General features: G+C 63.5%; 18 protein-coding genes. 15 read left to right on the forward strand and 3 right to left on the reverse strand.

Translation table 11 applies throughout. From position 1 onward, the window contains the following. Nucleotides 1-73: 73 nt before the first annotated feature. From EP867_RS06760 to EP867_RS06800, 9 genes are all read left to right on the forward strand, one after another. Nucleotides 74-550 carry a UPF0262 family protein gene (locus tag EP867_RS06760; RefSeq protein ID WP_128487448.1) on the forward strand — a complete coding sequence of 159 codons (477 nt, stop codon included), beginning with the start codon at nt 74-76 and terminating at the stop codon, nt 548-550. Nucleotides 551-552: 2 nt separating this feature from the next. Then, nucleotides 553-1005, forward strand: a complete 453-nt coding sequence (locus tag EP867_RS06765; protein WP_128487450.1) for an arsenate-mycothiol transferase ArsC — start codon at nt 553-555, stop codon at nt 1003-1005. Between the two features lie 64 nt (nt 1006-1069). Next, a complete protein-coding gene (locus EP867_RS06770) occupies nt 1070-2539 on the forward strand; it encodes a phospholipase D-like domain-containing protein (protein WP_128487452.1) in 1470 nt (489 codons plus the stop codon). A 59-nt stretch (nt 2540-2598) separates the two neighbouring features. Further along, the gene (locus EP867_RS06775; RefSeq protein WP_128487454.1) at nt 2599-3426 is read left to right on the forward strand and encodes an endonuclease/exonuclease/phosphatase family protein; all 828 of its coding nucleotides are present in this window, start codon (nt 2599-2601) and stop codon (nt 3424-3426) included. 76 nt (nt 3427-3502) lie between these two features. Next, a complete protein-coding gene (locus tag EP867_RS06780; RefSeq protein WP_128487456.1) occupies nt 3503-3913 on the forward strand; it encodes a ketosteroid isomerase-related protein in 411 nt (136 codons plus the stop codon). Then, nucleotides 3910-4494, forward strand: a complete 585-nt coding sequence (locus EP867_RS06785; RefSeq protein ID WP_128487458.1) for a GNAT family N-acetyltransferase — start codon at nt 3910-3912, stop codon at nt 4492-4494. Before EP867_RS06780 ends, EP867_RS06785 begins: the two co-directional genes overlap by 4 nt. Nucleotides 4495-4527: 33 nt before the next feature. Continuing rightward, on the forward strand, nt 4528-5136 hold the full coding sequence (locus EP867_RS06790; RefSeq protein ID WP_380049832.1) for a nicotinate-nucleotide adenylyltransferase: 609 nt from the start codon (nt 4528-4530) through the stop codon (nt 5134-5136). Between the two features lie 81 nt (nt 5137-5217). After that, on the forward strand, nt 5218-6702 hold the full coding sequence (gene dacB / locus EP867_RS06795; RefSeq protein WP_128487462.1) for a D-alanyl-D-alanine carboxypeptidase/D-alanyl-D-alanine endopeptidase: 1485 nt from the start codon (nt 5218-5220) through the stop codon (nt 6700-6702). 4 nt (nt 6703-6706) lie between these two features. Next, a complete protein-coding gene (locus tag EP867_RS06800; protein ID WP_128487464.1) occupies nt 6707-8302 on the forward strand; it encodes a hypothetical protein in 1596 nt (531 codons plus the stop codon). Between the two features lie 104 nt (nt 8303-8406). Here EP867_RS06800 and ispH read toward each other — a convergent pair whose 3' ends face one another. The 3 genes from ispH to EP867_RS06815 form a co-directional block, all read right to left on the reverse strand. Further along, the gene (gene ispH, locus EP867_RS06805; RefSeq protein ID WP_128487466.1) at nt 8407-9357 is read right to left on the reverse strand and encodes a 4-hydroxy-3-methylbut-2-enyl diphosphate reductase; all 951 of its coding nucleotides are present in this window, start codon (nt 9355-9357) and stop codon (nt 8407-8409) included. Nucleotides 9358-9419: 62 nt separating this feature from the next. Next, a complete protein-coding gene (locus EP867_RS06810) occupies nt 9420-9863 on the reverse strand; it encodes a YqaA family protein (protein WP_128487468.1) in 444 nt (147 codons plus the stop codon). Nucleotides 9864-9909: 46 nt separating this feature from the next. Beyond that, nucleotides 9910-10509, reverse strand: coding sequence for a LabA-like NYN domain-containing protein (locus EP867_RS06815; protein ID WP_128487470.1), 600 nt, complete (start codon nt 10507-10509; stop codon nt 9910-9912). Between the two features lie 3 nt (nt 10510-10512). Between EP867_RS06815 and folK the strand changes: the two genes are divergently transcribed. The 6 genes from folK to acpS all read left to right on the forward strand — a co-directional run bounded on the left by folK (nt 10513) and on the right by acpS (nt 15908). Beyond that, nucleotides 10513-11265: a 2-amino-4-hydroxy-6-hydroxymethyldihydropteridine diphosphokinase gene (gene folK, locus EP867_RS20195; protein WP_128487472.1), complete on the forward strand. Its 753-nt coding sequence runs from the start codon at nt 10513-10515 to the stop codon at nt 11263-11265. Between the two features lie 87 nt (nt 11266-11352). After that, nucleotides 11353-11706 carry a DNA-directed RNA polymerase subunit omega gene (gene rpoZ / locus EP867_RS06825; protein ID WP_128487474.1) on the forward strand — a complete coding sequence of 118 codons (354 nt, stop codon included), beginning with the start codon at nt 11353-11355 and terminating at the stop codon, nt 11704-11706. Between the two features lie 35 nt (nt 11707-11741). Beyond that, nucleotides 11742-13862 (forward strand): RelA/SpoT family protein, encoded by a 2121-nt coding sequence (locus EP867_RS06830; RefSeq protein ID WP_128487476.1) that lies wholly within the window; start codon nt 11742-11744, stop codon nt 13860-13862. A 203-nt stretch (nt 13863-14065) separates the two neighbouring features. After that, a complete protein-coding gene (locus EP867_RS06835) occupies nt 14066-14644 on the forward strand; it encodes a DUF2062 domain-containing protein (protein WP_241656845.1) in 579 nt (192 codons plus the stop codon). Between the two features lie 68 nt (nt 14645-14712). Beyond that, a complete protein-coding gene (locus EP867_RS06840) occupies nt 14713-15471 on the forward strand; it encodes a pyridoxine 5'-phosphate synthase (protein WP_128487480.1) in 759 nt (252 codons plus the stop codon). Nucleotides 15472-15491: 20 nt separating this feature from the next. Then, on the forward strand, nt 15492-15908 hold the full coding sequence (acpS, locus tag EP867_RS06845) for a holo-ACP synthase (RefSeq protein ID WP_128487611.1): 417 nt from the start codon (nt 15492-15494) through the stop codon (nt 15906-15908). Nucleotides 15909-15945: the final 37 nt, after the last annotated feature.

Genomic DNA, 15945 nt, shown 5'->3' on the forward strand with positions numbered 1-15945 from the left:
GACGCTGCGCCCCCGGGCTTGCAAGAGGGGAACCGCTCGGGCATCACAGAGGGCGAGAAGCCCGGAATGCGTCATGACCCGTATCTGCCACATCGAGATCGATGAAAGCGGCCTTGCCGCCCCCACCGCCGCCATTGAGCAGGAGCGGCGGGTTGCCATTTTCGATCTGCTTGAAGACAACAGCTTCACCCTGCCCGCGCGTGAAGGCCGCGAGGTGCCGCCCGGCCCCTACCGCCTTGGCCTTGCGATCCGCGAGGGGCGGCTGGTCTTTGCACTGGCCTCGGAAGAGGGGCAGAAAATCGGGGAATTTCACCTCTCGCTCGGGCCGTTCCGGCAGGTGGTGAAAGACTATTTCCAGATCTGCGAAAGCTATTTCGACGCCGTAAAGCGCCTGCCGCCGAGCCAGATTGAAGCGATCGACATGGCGCGGCGCGGCATCCACAACGAGGGCGCGCGCACGCTTCAGGAACGCCTTGAGGGCAAGGCGGAGGTGGATATCGACACCGCCCGGCGGCTTTTCACCCTGATCTGCGTGCTGCACTGGGGGTAAGATTGGCCGAAGAGTTTCCGCAGGCGATCCTCTTCTGCTGCGATCACAACGCAGTCCGCTCGCCGATGGCGGAGGGTCTGATGAAACAGATCCACGGCCAGCGCGCCTATGTGCAATCCGCAGGCGTTGAAAATGATATGGAAATCGACGGCTTCTCCATCGCGGTCTGCCGCGAACTGGGGATTGAGCTGTCCCGCCACCGCTCGCGCTCGTTTCAGGAGATGCAGGACTGGGGCGATGATCTGGGGCAGTTTGACCTGATCGTCGCGCTCTCGCCCGCGAGCCGCGATCTGGCGCTGGATCTGACACGCCATTCGGCGGTCGAAGTCGCCTATTGGCCGGTGCCCGACCCCACAGCGACCGGCGACAGCCGCGCGCAAAAGCTGGACGCCTATCGCGCGGTGCGCGACGATATCGCCGCGCGCATCCGCGCACGCTTCGGCCCCCCGGCCTGAGCGGAGCCGCGCCTGCGCCGCGGCCGGAATCGACAGAGCCGGCGCGGCATGCGAGACTGGCTTTATGGCAGATCTGATCAGCACGTTTTTCAGCAGCTACTGGCCCCATATTCTCGCTGTTGCGGGCTTTGCGATGTCCGTTCTGGCCGGCTGTCATGCGATCCTGAACAAAAGCGACGCCCGCGCCGCGGTGGGCTGGGTCGGCGTGATTCTTCTGTCGCCGGTGCTCGGGCCGCTGATCTATCTGGCCGCCGGGATCAACCGGATCCGGCGCGATTCGCTGCGCGAGAGCCGCGAAGCCGCGGGGCTTCCCCTTCTGGCTGAGGAGCTGACCACCGCCCCCGATCACATCATCTCAGAACGCTTCGGCCGCCGTTTTCAGGCGCTCAGAACCCTGGGCGACCGGGTGACGGATCTGCCTCTCACCACCTCAAACCGCATTGAGATGCTGCGCGGCGGAGATGAGGCCTATGGCCGGATGCTGGCAGAAATTGACGCGGCAGAGCGCTCCATCCTGATGGAGAGCTATATCTTCGACCGCGACCGCATGGGGCAGCGCTTTGTTGAACGGCTGGTGGCCGCCCGGGCCCGCGGCGTTGAGGTTCGGGTGCTGATTGATGCCGTGGGGGTGCGCTACAGTCTTCCCGCCGTCATCCGCGATCTCAGACGCGCGGGCCTTCCGGCGGCGCTTTTTAACGGGCGGCTGATCGCAGGGCTCAGACTGCCCTATGCCAATCTGCGCACACACCGCAAACTGCTGATTACAGACGGAAAAACCGCCTTTATCGGCGGGTTGAACATCCGCGAGGGCTACAGCTCGGAGTTTTATGGCGAGGCCGTCTCCCGCGACACCCATTTCCGTGTCAGCGGCCCCGTGGTGGGGGAACTTCTGGCCATCGCCGCCGGGGACTGGGCCTTTGCCTCCGGTGAGCGGCTGAGCGGTGCGCCCTGGGCGCTCGGGGATGTCCGGGCCGCTGCAACAGCCCCCATGGTGATGCGCGCCGTGGCCTCGGGGCCCGACGACAGCCTCGGCAGCAGCCACCGTCTGCTCATGGGGGCCTTCAGCACCGCCCGGCGGTCGATCCGCATTCAGTCGCCCTATTTCCTGCCCGACCGCGAGTTGACGGCAGCGCTTGCGACGGCGGCTCTGCGGGGGGTGGCCATTGATATTCTGGTTCCCGGTCAGAACAATCTCGCCTTCGTCGACCGCGCCATGCGGGCGCAGTTTGACCAGCTTCTGGCGCAGGGGTGCCGGATCTGGCGCGGCACCGGGGGCTTTGATCACTCAAAACTGCTTTGTGTTGATAACACCTGGTCATTCATCGGTTCGAGCAATCTGGACCCGCGCTCTCTGCGGCTGAACTTTGAGGTGGATCTTGAGGTTTATGATGCGGCTTTTGCAGGGAAAATCGCCGCCCGCATCCAGGAGGGGCTGACCCATGCCGAGCCGGTCACTCTGGAGGGGCTGGCCGCGCGTCCCTTCCACACCAGACTGATCGACCGCACCATCTGGCTCGCCTCGCCTTACCTGTGAAGACTTGATCGCAGCGTCAGGCATCTTACCTGACAGGGACACTGAGTTGAGGATTTCCATTGCATCGATCCGATCTGCCTGCCCCCCGGCGTCCGCGGTTTCCGATCACCGGTCTGCCTGCCTCAATCCGGGCCGTGCTCCGGCCCGAAGCCGCCGTTCCGCATCCGGCGGAGGTCCCGCAGCGCGCGCTGCGGGTGGCGAGCTACAATGTGCACAAATGCATCGGCACCGATGGCCGCTTTGATCCCGACCGTATCCGAGAGGTGATCCGCGAGATCGACGCCGATATCATCGCCCTCCAGGAGGTGGACCGCCGCTTCGGAACCCGCGACGGTCTGCTGAACCTGCCTGAGCTTGAGGCACGCACCGGTCTGGTGCCCGTCCCGGTCAGCGGCATCCGCAATGCGGACGGCTGGCATGGCAACCTTTTGCTGGTGCGCAGCGGGCTGGTGCAGAATGTCGAACAGATCGCTCTGCCGGGGCTTGAGCCGCGCGGGGCCATCGTGACGGATCTGCAGTTCGACGATCACGGCCCGCTGCGGGTGATTGCCGCGCATTTCGGTCTGCTGCGCCAGTCGCGTGCGCGTCAGGTGGCGCGGCTGAGCAGCTATCTGCAGGCCACCGCCGATATGCCTGCGCTTCTGATGGGGGATCTGAACGAATGGCGCTCGGATCACGGCTCGGTGCTGCACGGGCTTCATGCGCAGATCAGCACGCTGCCGCCCGCCGTGGCCAGCTTTCCCGCCTCGCGTCCGCGGCTGCCGCTTGATCGCATCATTCCCTTCGGCCCGGGCGTACTCTCGCCAGTGAGCGCCCATGACAGCGATCTTGCAAAGGTGGCCTCGGACCATCTGCCGATCAAAGCCTGGCTCGCATTTCAGGACTGAAGTCTCAGACTTTTGACCACGTTGCAGCCCGGGCCGGGCTGTGGCTCTATGCGGTTTCGACGCAAGGGAGACCGCCATGAACCGCCAGGAAACCGAGAAACTGATCGCCCGCTACTATGCCGCTTTTAACGCAGCCGACCCTGCGGGCATGCTGGCCGTCGTCAGCGATGACATCGAGCACCGCGTCAATGAAGGCGCAACCCGCCTCGGGCGCGCGAAATTCGAGGAATTCTGCGCGCATATGGGCGTGAGCTACCGCGAAGAGCTGCGCGATATGGTGATCTTTGCCTCAGAAGACGGCAGCCGCGCTGCGGCGGAATTCACCGTCCACGGCGAATATCTCCAGACCGACCCGGGCCTGCCCGAGGCAAAGGGCCAGCGCTATATTCTGCCCGCCGGGGCCTTTTTCGATGTGAAGGACGGCCGGATCACCCGCGTGACCACCTTCTACAATCTGGCGGACTGGACCGCACAGGTTTCCGCATGATTGAGGTTCGCAGCCTCACCGGAGAGGAGCTTCTGGCGCGGCTGGATGACGTGGCACGGCTGCGCATCGAGGTGTTCCGCGCCTTCCCCTATCTCTACGACGGGGACCTCGATTATGAGCGCGGCTATATGCGGGCCTACCGCGACAGCCCGCGCGCCGTTGTGGTTGCGGCCTTTGCCGGAGATCAGGTCGTGGGGGTTGCGACAGGCACCCCCCTGACCGATCACGACGGCAAGTTCATCGAAGGCTTCCGCGCCAGCGGCTATGATCCTGAAGAGGTGTTTTACTGCGCCGAATCGGTGCTGCTGCCTGACTGGCGCGGCCATGGGCTGGGCCATAAATTCTTCGATGCCCGCGAAGCCCATGCCCGGGCGCATGGCTTTAAATACTCCGCCTTCTGCAGCGTGATCCGCCCGGGCAATCACCCGGCGCGGCCTGCGGACTATCGCCCGCTTGATGCCTTCTGGGAGAAGCGCGGCTACCGCGAACTGCCCGGCGTGATGGCAGAATTTTCCTGGAAAGACATCGGCGCTCTTGCAGAAGACGTCAAAGCCCTGCAATTCCGCATTCGCCCTCTCTGAGCGAACCGGAGCCTGCTGATGTCCCGCCCCCTCCTGCGCGCTGATCTGCCTTCTGCGCCGCCCGGTCAGGTGATCGGGCTGCTTGGCGGATCTTTTGATCCTGCACATGAGGGGCATCTGGCCATCACCCGCGCGGCCTTTCGCAGCTTCGGTCTGGACCGGATCTGGTGGCTGGTCTCGCCCGGCAACCCCCTGAAGTCCGAAGGCCCCGCCCCGATGGAGCGGCGGATTGCGGCGGCTCGGGCGCTGATCTGCGACCCGAAAGTCACCGTGACGGCGATTGAGACGGCTCTCGGCACCCGCTACACCGCCGATACGCTTGCGGGTCTGCGCCATCTCTGGCCGGGGCAGCGCTTTGTCTGGCTGATGGGCTCGGACAATCTGGCGGGCTTTCACCGCTGGGACCGCTGGCAGGAGGTCGCGGCGCATCACCCGATCGGCGTGCTCGCCCGTCCCGGCTCGCAGCTGGCGGCTTTATCCTCACCTGCGGCACGTTCCATGGCGCGGGCACGTCTGACCGGAGCGGCTGTGGCCCGTCTCGGGCGCAGCGCGGCTCCGGCATGGGCGCTGGCGGGGCTGCCGCTGAACGCCAGTTCCTCCACCGCCATCCGCAACAGCGGGGCCTGGACGCGCCAGCCCTGAACGCCGCGACAGCGCCCCATTGCAACCTCAGGTTCCAGGCCGCAGAATAACGCCCGGTCCCCCATCCCGGAGAGCTCTCCCGTGTCTGACGCCAAATCCGCAGCCGTCCTGACCCGCCGCCTGCTGATCGGAGGACTGCTTGGAAGCGCTGCGCTGGCCGCGGCCCCGGCCCTCGCCAATGCGCCCTCCCAGTCCCTGCGCCCGCGTGCGCGCGGGGCCGGATCTGCCCCCGCGGCTGCCAGCCCCGCAGCCGCGCCCCCCGTCAGTTCCGCCGCGCTGATCGAACAGGCCCGTCTGGGTGGTCAGGTCAGCTATGTCGTCCTCGATGCGCGGAGCGGCGAGGTTCTTGAGGCGCGGGCAGAGACTCAGGCGCTGCCTCCGGCCTCCGTCGCCAAGGCGGTGACGGCGCTCTTTGCGCTTGAGCGGCTGGGTGCGGGCTACCGCTTTGCCACCCGCGTTCTCGCCACCGGCCCGGTTTCGGGCGGGAGAGTTCAGGGCGATCTGATCCTCGCCGGGGGCGGCGATCCGACGCTGGATACCGACCGGCTGGCTGATCTGGCCATCGCCTTGAAAAACCGCGGCATCCGCGGCATCACCGGACGCTTCCTTCTGCAGGACAATGCCCTGCCGGGGCTGAGCCGCATTGATGCAGGCCAGCCCCTGCATGTTGGCTATAACCCGGCGATTTCGGGGCTGAACCTGAATTTCAACCGGGTCCACATGGAGTGGAAACGCGCCTCCAAAGGCTGGCAGATCGCCATGGATGCCCGTGGCGCGCGCCATATTCCGGCCGTGCGCATGGCGCGGGCCGCCATTGCAGAGCGCCAGTCCCCGATCTTCACCTTCGAAGAGCGCGACGGCACAGAGCGCTGGACCGTAGCCTCCGCCGCCCTGGGCAAAGGCGGCAGCCGCTGGCTTCCGGTCCGCCGCCCCGCCCTCTATGCCGGGGAGGTCTTTCAGACGCTCTGCGCCGCCCAGGGGATCACCCTGCCCGATCCGCGTCAGGGCAGCGGTCGCGGGACGGCTCTGGCTGAGACCCTGAGCCCCTCTCTGGTGCCGCTTTTGCGCGATATGCTGCGCCATTCGACCAATCTGACCGCAGAGGTGGTGGGGCTTACCGCATCGGGCCAGACCAGCCTGCGCGCCTCTGCCGCGATGATGAACGCCTGGGTGCGTGAGCGGCACGGCGTCGATCTTGCGCTGGTCGATCACTCCGGCCTTGGCGGCGAGAGCCGGGTCACCGCCCTCGCCATGGCGCGCCTGATGCTGCGCAACCCGCAGCTGACCGAGATCCTGCGCCCCTACCAAACGCCCGCCAAAGCCCCCGCAGACCGCGCCCCGGTGCTGGCGAAGACCGGCACGCTGAATTTCGTCTCGGGCCTTGCGGGCCATGTGCAGACCCGCCGCCCCCTGGTCTTTGCGATCTTCTCTGCCGATACCCCCCGCCGCGACGCCCTGCGCGGAGATGAACGCGAGCGCCCCCGCGGCGGCCCCGAATGGACCACCCGTGCCCGCACGATGCAGGGCCTGCTGCTGGAACGCTGGGCGGCGGTTTACGGGGCATAAGGGCGTGTGGACCGATCGATCTGACATTTATCTCAGAAGTGAAGAGAGATCCCCCGAAGAGCGGCACCTGATCCAGGCATGGCTCGGCGGACAGAGTTGCGATTTTGAACTCGTCGACAACACACCGCAGGTCAGAATCGCAGCAGCTATTCTCTTTGAGCTGCTTCAGAAAGACCTCCCGCCCCGTTCAAGATTGCATCTCTCAGGTGCCGTGATTGAAGGCGGCCTTAACCTGTGTCCCCGCACTGCAGATGTGGCGATCAGCTTCACCGCCTGCTGCTTTCAGGAGCCGGTTTTCATTTCCGGCGGCGGTGTGGGCGATCTCACTTTGCGGGGGTGCAAACTGCCTGGCCTGATCGGAGTATCAGCGCAGTTCGATGGGGACATTCAGATTACTGAAACAGAGATTGAGGGTGTACTTGATCTCACCTCCGCAAAGCTCAGCGGTTCGTTGAAGTTATCCGCCGTATCCATCAGGGAGCCAAAAGGGTCGACGCAGATTGCACGCCACCCGGACGCGCCCGCTTGTGGTGCTATCCTGAGCAATCTGCAGGCAGGGGGTGGGGTTCATCTGAACGAGGTTGCGTCCTGCGGCCCCGCGCAGATGCCTGCACTGGTCACCGGGACGAATCTGACAATCAGCAGCTGCTGCTTTCAGGCCCCACCAGATGAGTTTGCGCTTTGTCTGGATAATGTGCGGGTGGGCGATAACCTTCAGTTACTGGGATGCCGCGTCCCGCAGGGCAAAGTGTCCCTTCGGAATGCCAGCGCAGGCTGCCTGACAGATGATGAAGCATTCTGGAGCCAGTGTGCGCAGGGGTACATTATTGACGGGTTGTCCTATCCCCATATGCCCTCCGAATGCCTCAGATCAGTTCAGTATCGGATCGACTGGCTGACGAGGGGCAGCACATCCGGTGGCAGCTTCGCAAGCCAACCCTGGCGTCAGTTCGCCCATGTGCTACGCGAGAACGCCGATGATTCCGCAGCGCGTGAGATACTTATGGCACGCGAAAAGCTCTACATCAGCCATGAGCAGGAGAGCATCCGCCAGCGGACGCTTGCGGAATACTGTGAGGCATTCCGTAACGCGAACCTTGTCGCACTGACGAAGGCACTCTTCGGAACCGGTGACTATCTTCTGCGCTGGATCTGGGCCTTTTTGAAATGGTCCGTCATCGGCTTCGGATATTCTCCCCAGCGACCCTTCTGGATCTCGCTGGTCCTTGTGACTTTGGGGACGATGCTGGCGGGCTATGGCTTCGAGATGGGAGTATTTGTTCCCGCCTCCGATCAGATACTCACGTCAGAGGACTGGCTGAACGCTGTCGCCATCAACCCGATCGCTCCGACCGCCGTGTGGTCAGAATCGCCATCCGCGCTGCATTATGAAGAGTTCTCCCCGTTCCTCTTCGCCCTCGACACCTACCTGCCGGTGATGGATCTGGGTCAGGAGAAAAACTGGGTCGTCACAACCACGACAGATGAGGGGGACATGGGTCGCCATATCTGGTTCGCTTTCCAGGCAGCAGGCTGGATCGTGACATCGCTCGGGATCGCAGCGGTGGCGGGGCTGGTGCAGAAGGGGCGCAATGACTGAGGGACGGGCCTGCTCTCAAAGGGCAGGCGCTGACATAGCGCAGGGAAAGAACACCGCAGCAGGCGGCGGCGTCCCGGTTTCGATAACGAGCTTACGCCGATCCCTCAGACCGGGTCGCGCAGGACTTTCGGGACTTTGAACTCGACGTTCTCAACCGCCGTCTCGACCAGCTCGACAGTCGTATTAAAGCGCGCACGAAAGGCGTCGATCACCTCATTGATGAGCACTTCCGGGGCCGAGGCTCCGGCGGTGATGCCGACCGAAGTGATGCCCGAAAGCGCGCGCCAGTCGATATCGGCCGCGCGCTGCACCAGCTGGCTGTAAGCGCAGCCCGCCGCGCTGCCGACCTCAACCAGACGTTTTGAGTTTGAGGAATTCGGCGCACCGATCACCAGGAGCGCGTCGATCTTCGGCGCGATGGCCTTGACCGCCGCCTGACGGTTGGTGGTGGCATAGCAGATGTCTTCTTTTGCGGGCACGATCAGCGCCGGGAAACGGGCCTTCAGCGCCGCCGCCAGTTCTGCCGTGTCATCCACCGACAGGGTGGTCTGAGTGATCAGCGCGAGTTTGCCCGGATCGCGCACCTGAAGCCCAGGCACATCCTCAAGGGTTTCAACCAGAAGCACCTCACCCTCAGGCAGCTGGCCCATGGTGCCCACGGTCTCAGGATGGCCCTTATGGCCGATCATGATCATCTGCAGACCATTGGCGAAATGGCGCGCCGCCTCATTATGCACCTTGGTCACCAGCGGGCAGGTCGCATCCACGGCGATCATCTCGCGCCGCGCGGCTTCAGCGGGAACCGCTTTGGGCACGCCATGGGCGGAGAAGATCACCGGGCGGTCATCGGGGCAGTCTTCAAGCTCTTCCACAAAGACCGCGCCTTTGGCCCGCAGATCATCCACGACATATTTGTTGTGCACGATCTCATGGCGCACATAGACCGGCGCGCCCCATTTCTGCAACGCCATCTCGACGATGCGGATCGCCCGGTCCACGCCTGCGCAAAAGCCGCGCGGCGCCGCGAGATAAAGGGTCAGCGGAGGCAAAGACATGGCGGGTCCTCAGATCACAGGCTCGGCGTGAACCTAAGCCCATCGGCGGCGAAGTTAAAGGCTCAGCCGAAAAGGCCCAGCGTCAGAAGCGCCAGAGCCGCAAAGCGCAGCGTTTTTGCAAAGGTCAGAATGGCGGTCACCGCAACCAGCGGGGCGCGGGCCAGACCGGCCAGAATTACCAGAAGATCACCCCCGGGGATCCAGGCCAGAAGCAGGGTCCAAAGCCCCCATTTGCGATACCAGGCTTCCAGCTTCTCGCGCTTTTTGCCCGAGACCGGCATCCATTTATCGCCCCCCGCCGCACCGGCGGCGCGCGCCATCAGATAGGTTGCGACGGAACCGGCGGTATTGGCGATTGAGGCCACCAGCACAATCACCAGCGGCAGACCAAGTCCCGAGACCAGAAGGCCGATGAACAAAGGCTCAGAAGTAAAGGGGAGCGGCGTCGCCGCGGCGAAACTTGCCACGGCCAGACCTGCAAGGCCGGCTGCTCCCCCGACGCTCATGCGCCGCGCCCCGTTTTACGGAAAATATATGCGCGACGCGTGTGTCTCACCGGATCTCTGCCATGGGTTGCTCTGCGGCATCTTCACCCGCAGGGCGGTCAGATGCAACCCGCGGATCGCGCGGCGGACGGCCGATCACGTCACGAAGTTCATCGAGTTCGATGAAATTATCCGCCTGACGGCGCAGCTCATCGGCAATCATCGGCGGCTGGCTGCGGATGGTCGAGACCACCGAGACGCGCACACCCTGACGCTGCAGGCTTTCGATCAGCGGTTTGAAATCGCCATCGCCCGAGAAGATCACGATATGATCGACATGCGGCGCGAGTTCCATCGCATCCACAGTCAGCTCGATATCCATATTGCCCTTCACCTTCCGGCGGCCCTGGCTGTCGGTATATTCCTTTGCCGGCTTCGTCCGCATGGCGAAGCCGTTGTAGTTCAGCCAGTCCACCAGCGGGCGGATGGGGGAATACTCTTCATTTTCCAGCAGGGCGGTGTAATAAAACGCCCGCACCAGCTTTCCGCGGCGCATGAACTCCTGGCGAAGAAGCTTGTAATCTATGTCAAACCCGAGGGTGCGCGCCGCTGCATAAAGGTTGGAACCGTCAATAAACAATGCCAACCGGTCATCTTTGTAAAACATTTTATGTCCCCTGAAACCAGCCCTCGGGCTCATCGACGGGAGTGGTGGCGACCGTCAGATGCTGCCTTTGCGGACTGCAGAACGTTAAATCGTGTAAAACATCGGCTGCCGCAACAGACCTCAACCGAAAGTGTAACATTGCTGTCACCCTCCGAAAAGCGCGTCATCATTGCAGCAGGCGCAAATCTGCCTGTAAAACCTGGCAAAAACGGCCCCGGGGCCTCAGCCCCCGAGGGGCCCTGTGGGACAATCAGCCGCGTCGCCGGGCAGCTGGAATCATCAGGTTTTAAAGGGCTGATCGCCAGTCCTGTATACCGTACCCCGGCTTTTCCCGCCGGTTCGGGGCCGGATTATGCAAATGCCGCGTTCTCGGCCCTCTGGAGCGGTAGTGCGACAGAGGCTCTGGCCGCTTTGCACGCCATCGAGGCCGAGGCCGGGCGGGAGCGGCTGACCCGCTGGGGCGCGCGGACACTGGATCTCGATCTGATCGCGGTGGACAATGCGGTGCTGCCGGATCGTGCGGGCTTTGACACCTGGCTCAATCTGCCTGCCGCAGATCAGATCCGTCGCAGCCCGGATCAGCTGATTTTGCCCCACCCGCGCCTGCAGGACCGGGCCTTTGTGCTGGTGCCGGTGGCCGATGTGGCCCCCGACTGGCGGCACCCGGTTCTGGGCCGCACGATCCGCGAACTCTGTGACGCGCTGCCCGCGACGGAACGGGCAGAGGTGCGGCTCTGGGATCACAGCGAAACGTGACCGCCCTGCGGCAGGGCCGCCCTTGTCAAGCCCCGATATTTCAATTAAACGATTCCTTCCCATGCCCTATCCAAACCGGAGTACCACATGGCCCGCGTGACGGTCGAAGATTGCGTTGACAAGGTCCCGAACCGTTTCGAGCTGGTGATGCTCGCTTCGCATCGTGCCCGTGAGATTGCTGCCGGTTCCCCCATCACGGTTGAGCGTGAGCGGGATAAGAACTCGGTTGTTGCCCTGCGCGAAATCGCAGAAGAAACCCAGCTGGCAGATGCACTGCGCGACCGTATGATCGCCAGCCTGCAGACCCAGATTGAGGTCGATGAGCCGGAAGAAGACAAAATGTCTCTGCTGATGAGCGCCGAGATGGACCGCCCTGCCTCTGACGATATGTCGGAAGAGCGCATGCTGCGGATGCTCGTCGAAGCACAGCGCGAAGACTGACGCGCCCTTTTATATAAGACCCGGACGGACCTGCGATGATTGATGTTGAAGATCTGATCGCGCTGGTCCGTCTTTACAACCCGCATACCAATGCAGCGCTCATCCGCGAGGCCTATGCCTATGGGATGAAAATGCATGAAGGGCAGTTCCGCCGCTCAGGCGAGCCCTATTTCACCCATCCCGTTGCCGTCGCCGCCATCCTCACGGAAATGCGGCTGGATGATGCAACGCTGATCACCGCGCTTTTGCACGACACCATCGAAGACACCAAATCCACCTATACTGAGGTGGAGCGGATGTTTGGCTATGAAGTCGCCGAGCTCGTCGATGGCGTGACCAAGCTGACCAATCTTCAGCTGTCCTCGACCGAATCGAAGCAGGCTGAGAACTTCCGCAAACTCTTCTTCGCGATGTCGAAGGATCTGCGGGTCATTCTGGTGAAACTCGCGGACCGGCTGCACAATATGCGCACCATCCGCTCGATGAAGCCGGAGAAGCAGGCGCAGAAGGCCCGCGAAACCATGGAGATCTATGCGCCTCTCGCCGGTCGCATGGGGATGCAGTGGATGCGCGAAGAGCTGGAGGATCTCTCCTTCCGCGTGCTGAACCCTGAGGCGCGCAACTCGATCCTGCGCCGCTTCATCACGCTGCAGCGCGAATCGGGCGATGTGGTGCATGTCATCACCAATGACATCCGCACCCTGCTGGAGAAGGCCGGGATTGAGGCCAATGTCTATGGCCGCGCCAAGAAACCCTATTCGATCTGGCGCAAGATGCAGGAAAAGGATCTCGCCTTCTCGCGTCTCTCAGACATCTATGGCTTCCGCGTGATCACCGACACGATGGAAAACTGCTACGCGGTTCTGGGCCTGGTGCATCAGCGCTGGCGTGCGGTGCCGGGGCGCTTCAAAGATTACATCAGCCAGCCGAAGCAGAACGGCTACCGCTCGATCCACACCACGGTCTCGGGCCGTGACGGCAAGCGCGTCGAAGTGCAGATCCGCACCCGTGAGATGCATGAGGTGGCCGAAGCCGGTGTGGCTGCGCATTGGTCCTATAAGGACGGTGCACGCACGGTGAACCCCTTTGCGGTCGATCCGGCGCGCTGGATTGCGCAGCTGACCGAGCGGCTGGAAGAGGCGGATCACAATGAGTTTCTCGAGCATGTGAAGCTTGAGATGTATCAGGATCAGGTCTTCTGCTTCACGCCCAAGGGCGATGTGGTGCAGCTGCCGCGCGGGGCGACGCCCCTCGATTACGCCTATGCCATTCACACCCGCATCGGCAATGCCTGCGTCTCGGCCAAGGTCGACGGCATCCGCGTGCCGCTCTGGACGCGGCTGAAGAACGGGCAATCGGTCGAGATCATCACCGCCGAAGGTCAGAAGCCCCAGGCGACCTGGATCGACATTGTGGTCACCGGCCGCGCCAAGGCCGCGATCCGCAAATCGCTGCGCGATGAAGACCGCGAGCGCTTTGTGAAGCTGGGTCGCGAACTGGCAAGGGTCAGCTTTGAGCGTCTGGGCAAGAAAGCCACCGATAAAGCGCTGGAAACCGCCGCCCGCACCCTCTCGCTGCCCGATGCCGAAGAGCTTCTGGCACGGATCGGCTCGGCCGAACTGACCGCCCAGAAGGTTGTGGCGACGCTTTACCCTGAGCTTTCGGTCAGCAATACCGAAGTGGACGAAAGCCGCCCCGTGGCCGGTCTCGCCGATGATCAGACCTTCCACCGCGCCAGTTGCTGTCAGCCCCTGCCCGGAGAGCGGATCGTCGGCATCACCTACCGCGGCCGCGGTGTGGTGGCCCATGCCATCGACTGCCCGGTGCTGGAGGAATACGGCGATCAGCCCGCGCGCTGGATCGATCTTCGCTGGCATCCCGGCCGGCACGCGGCGGTCAATACCGTCTCGCTCGACATCACCATGGCCAACCACTCGGGCGTGCTGGGGCGGATCTGCACGCTGATCGGCGATCGTCAGGCGAATATTTCGGACATCGTTTTCACCGACAAAAAGCCGGATTACTACCGCATCCTCTTTGATGTGGACCTGCGCGATATTGAGCATCTGCACACACTGATGATGACCCTTGATGCGGAAACCGATGTGGCCCGCGTCTCGCGCCGCCGCGATCCGTCGCGCAAACCGGGCAGTTAAGCGCCGCCTTGCGGCTTTTGTTCAAATTCCGCCGATTTCCCGATTGTGATCGGCGGGGGGCTGCGCCACATCTGTGAAAGCGCCCACATCAGAGAGCCACAGGTCCGCCCCCGCGGGCCCTGCCGGATCTCTGTCTGAAAAGGACTGCCCCTCTGGTTTTCAAACGCCGCGACAGCCGCCCGCTCTGGCGCTCTGCACTGGAAATGATCTGGCCGAGCAGCGGCTGGAAGCGGGCTGCGACCTATGTCTGGCACCGCATGCGCCGCCTGCCCGACACGCCGGAGCGGATCGCCCGCGGCCTTTTTGCCGGGGTCTTCATCTCTTTCACCCCGCTTTTTGGCTTTCACTTCCTGGGTGCGGCGGGGATTGCCTGGGCGATGCGCGGCAATATTCCGGCAGCACTCCTGGGCACCTTTGTCGGTAACCCGCTGACAACGCCCATTTTTATGACGCTTTCGCTTGAAACCGGCTATTGGCTTCTGGGCACGGAAAACCGCCTGACCCTGTCGCAGGTGCTGCCGTTCTTCTCTGAGGCGTCAGCGCAGATCGCCCGCAATCTTTTGTCCTTCTGGACCGGCGGCGAGAGCGACTGGACGCCTTTGCGGGAGTTTTTTACCCGCATCTGGTTTCCCATGCTGGCCGGGTCGGTCATTCCCGGCACGATCGCCGGGCTGATCTTTCAATGGGGCAGCCTGCCGCTCATCCGCGCCTGGCAGCGCCTGCGCGCGCGCCACCGGGATGCGCGCATCGCTGCGGCCCGGGCGCGGGGAACAAAGCCGTGAAAGCGGTTTCCTTCCCCGGACCTCAGGGCTAATCTTCGCCCAAATTCGCTTCTCACCGGAGTTCTGCAATGTCGGCAGCTCAAGCCCTTCGCCTTGGCGTCAACATCGACCATATCGCCACGTTGCGAAATGCCCGCGGCTCGGCCTATCCTGATCCGGTGCGCGGGGCGCTGCTGGCCCAGGCTGCCGGTGCCGATGGCATCACCGCCCATCTGCGCGAAGACCGCCGCCACATCATCGACAGCGATATTGAACGGCTGATGGCCGCCATCTCGATCCCGCTGAACTTTGAGATGGCCGCCACCGATGAGATGCAGGCAATCGCGCTGCGCCATAAACCTCATGCGGTCTGCATCGTCCCCGAAAAGCGCGAAGAGCGCACGACCGAGGGCGGCCTTGACGTCCTCTCCGATGAAGCGCGTCTGACTGACTTTATCGCGCCCCTGGCTGCGGCAGGCTGCCGGGTCTCGCTTTTCATCGGCCATGATGCGCGTCAGATCGAAGCAGCCGCCCGCGCCGGCGCGGCGGTGGTGGAACTGCACACCGGCCACTATTGCGATCTTCACGCCGAAGGCCGCATGGCCGAGCGCGACAATGAGTTGCGCGATCTGATGGGCGGCGCAGCGCTTGCCGCCTCGCTGGGCCTTGAGGTGCACATGGGCCACGGCCTCAGCTTTGAAACGGTCGAACCCATCGCCGCCATCCCGGAAGTGGTTGAGCTGAACATCGGCCATTTCCTGATCTCGGAATCGGTTTTCATGGGCCTTGATCCGGCGATCCGCGAGATGCGCCGCCTGATGGATCTGACCCGTCAGGCCATGGCCTGATCATGCTGGCGCCTGGCGGAATGATCCTCGGCATCGGCACGGATCTGGCGAATATTGATCGGATTTCCGCCACGCTGGACCGCTTCGGCGACCGCTTTCGCAACCGCGTTTTCACGGAAGCCGAGCAGGCCAAAGCCGAGCGGCGTCGCGAAGTGGTCGCCACCTATGCCAAACGCTGGGCCGCCAAAGAGGCCTGCTCAAAGGCGCTTGGCACCGGCCTGCGCATGGGCATCGCCTGGCGCGATATGGAGGTCGCAAACCTTGCGACCGGCCAGCCGGTGATGAAGGTCCACGGCTGGGCCGCCGACCGTCTGGCCGCGCTGACACCTCCGGGCCATGAAGCCATTATCCATGTCTCGCTGACCGATGATCACCCCTGGGCTCAGGCCTTTGTGGTCATCGAGGCCCGCCCGCTGGCGCGCGATCCCGTCGCTTGACAGCCGCCCCCCTCACGCGCACATAGCACCGAAGCTC

Origin of the sequence: Falsigemmobacter intermedius (assembly GCF_004054105.1) — a bacterium.
Lineage (GTDB): Bacteria > Pseudomonadota > Alphaproteobacteria > Rhodobacterales > Rhodobacteraceae > Wagnerdoeblera > Wagnerdoeblera intermedia.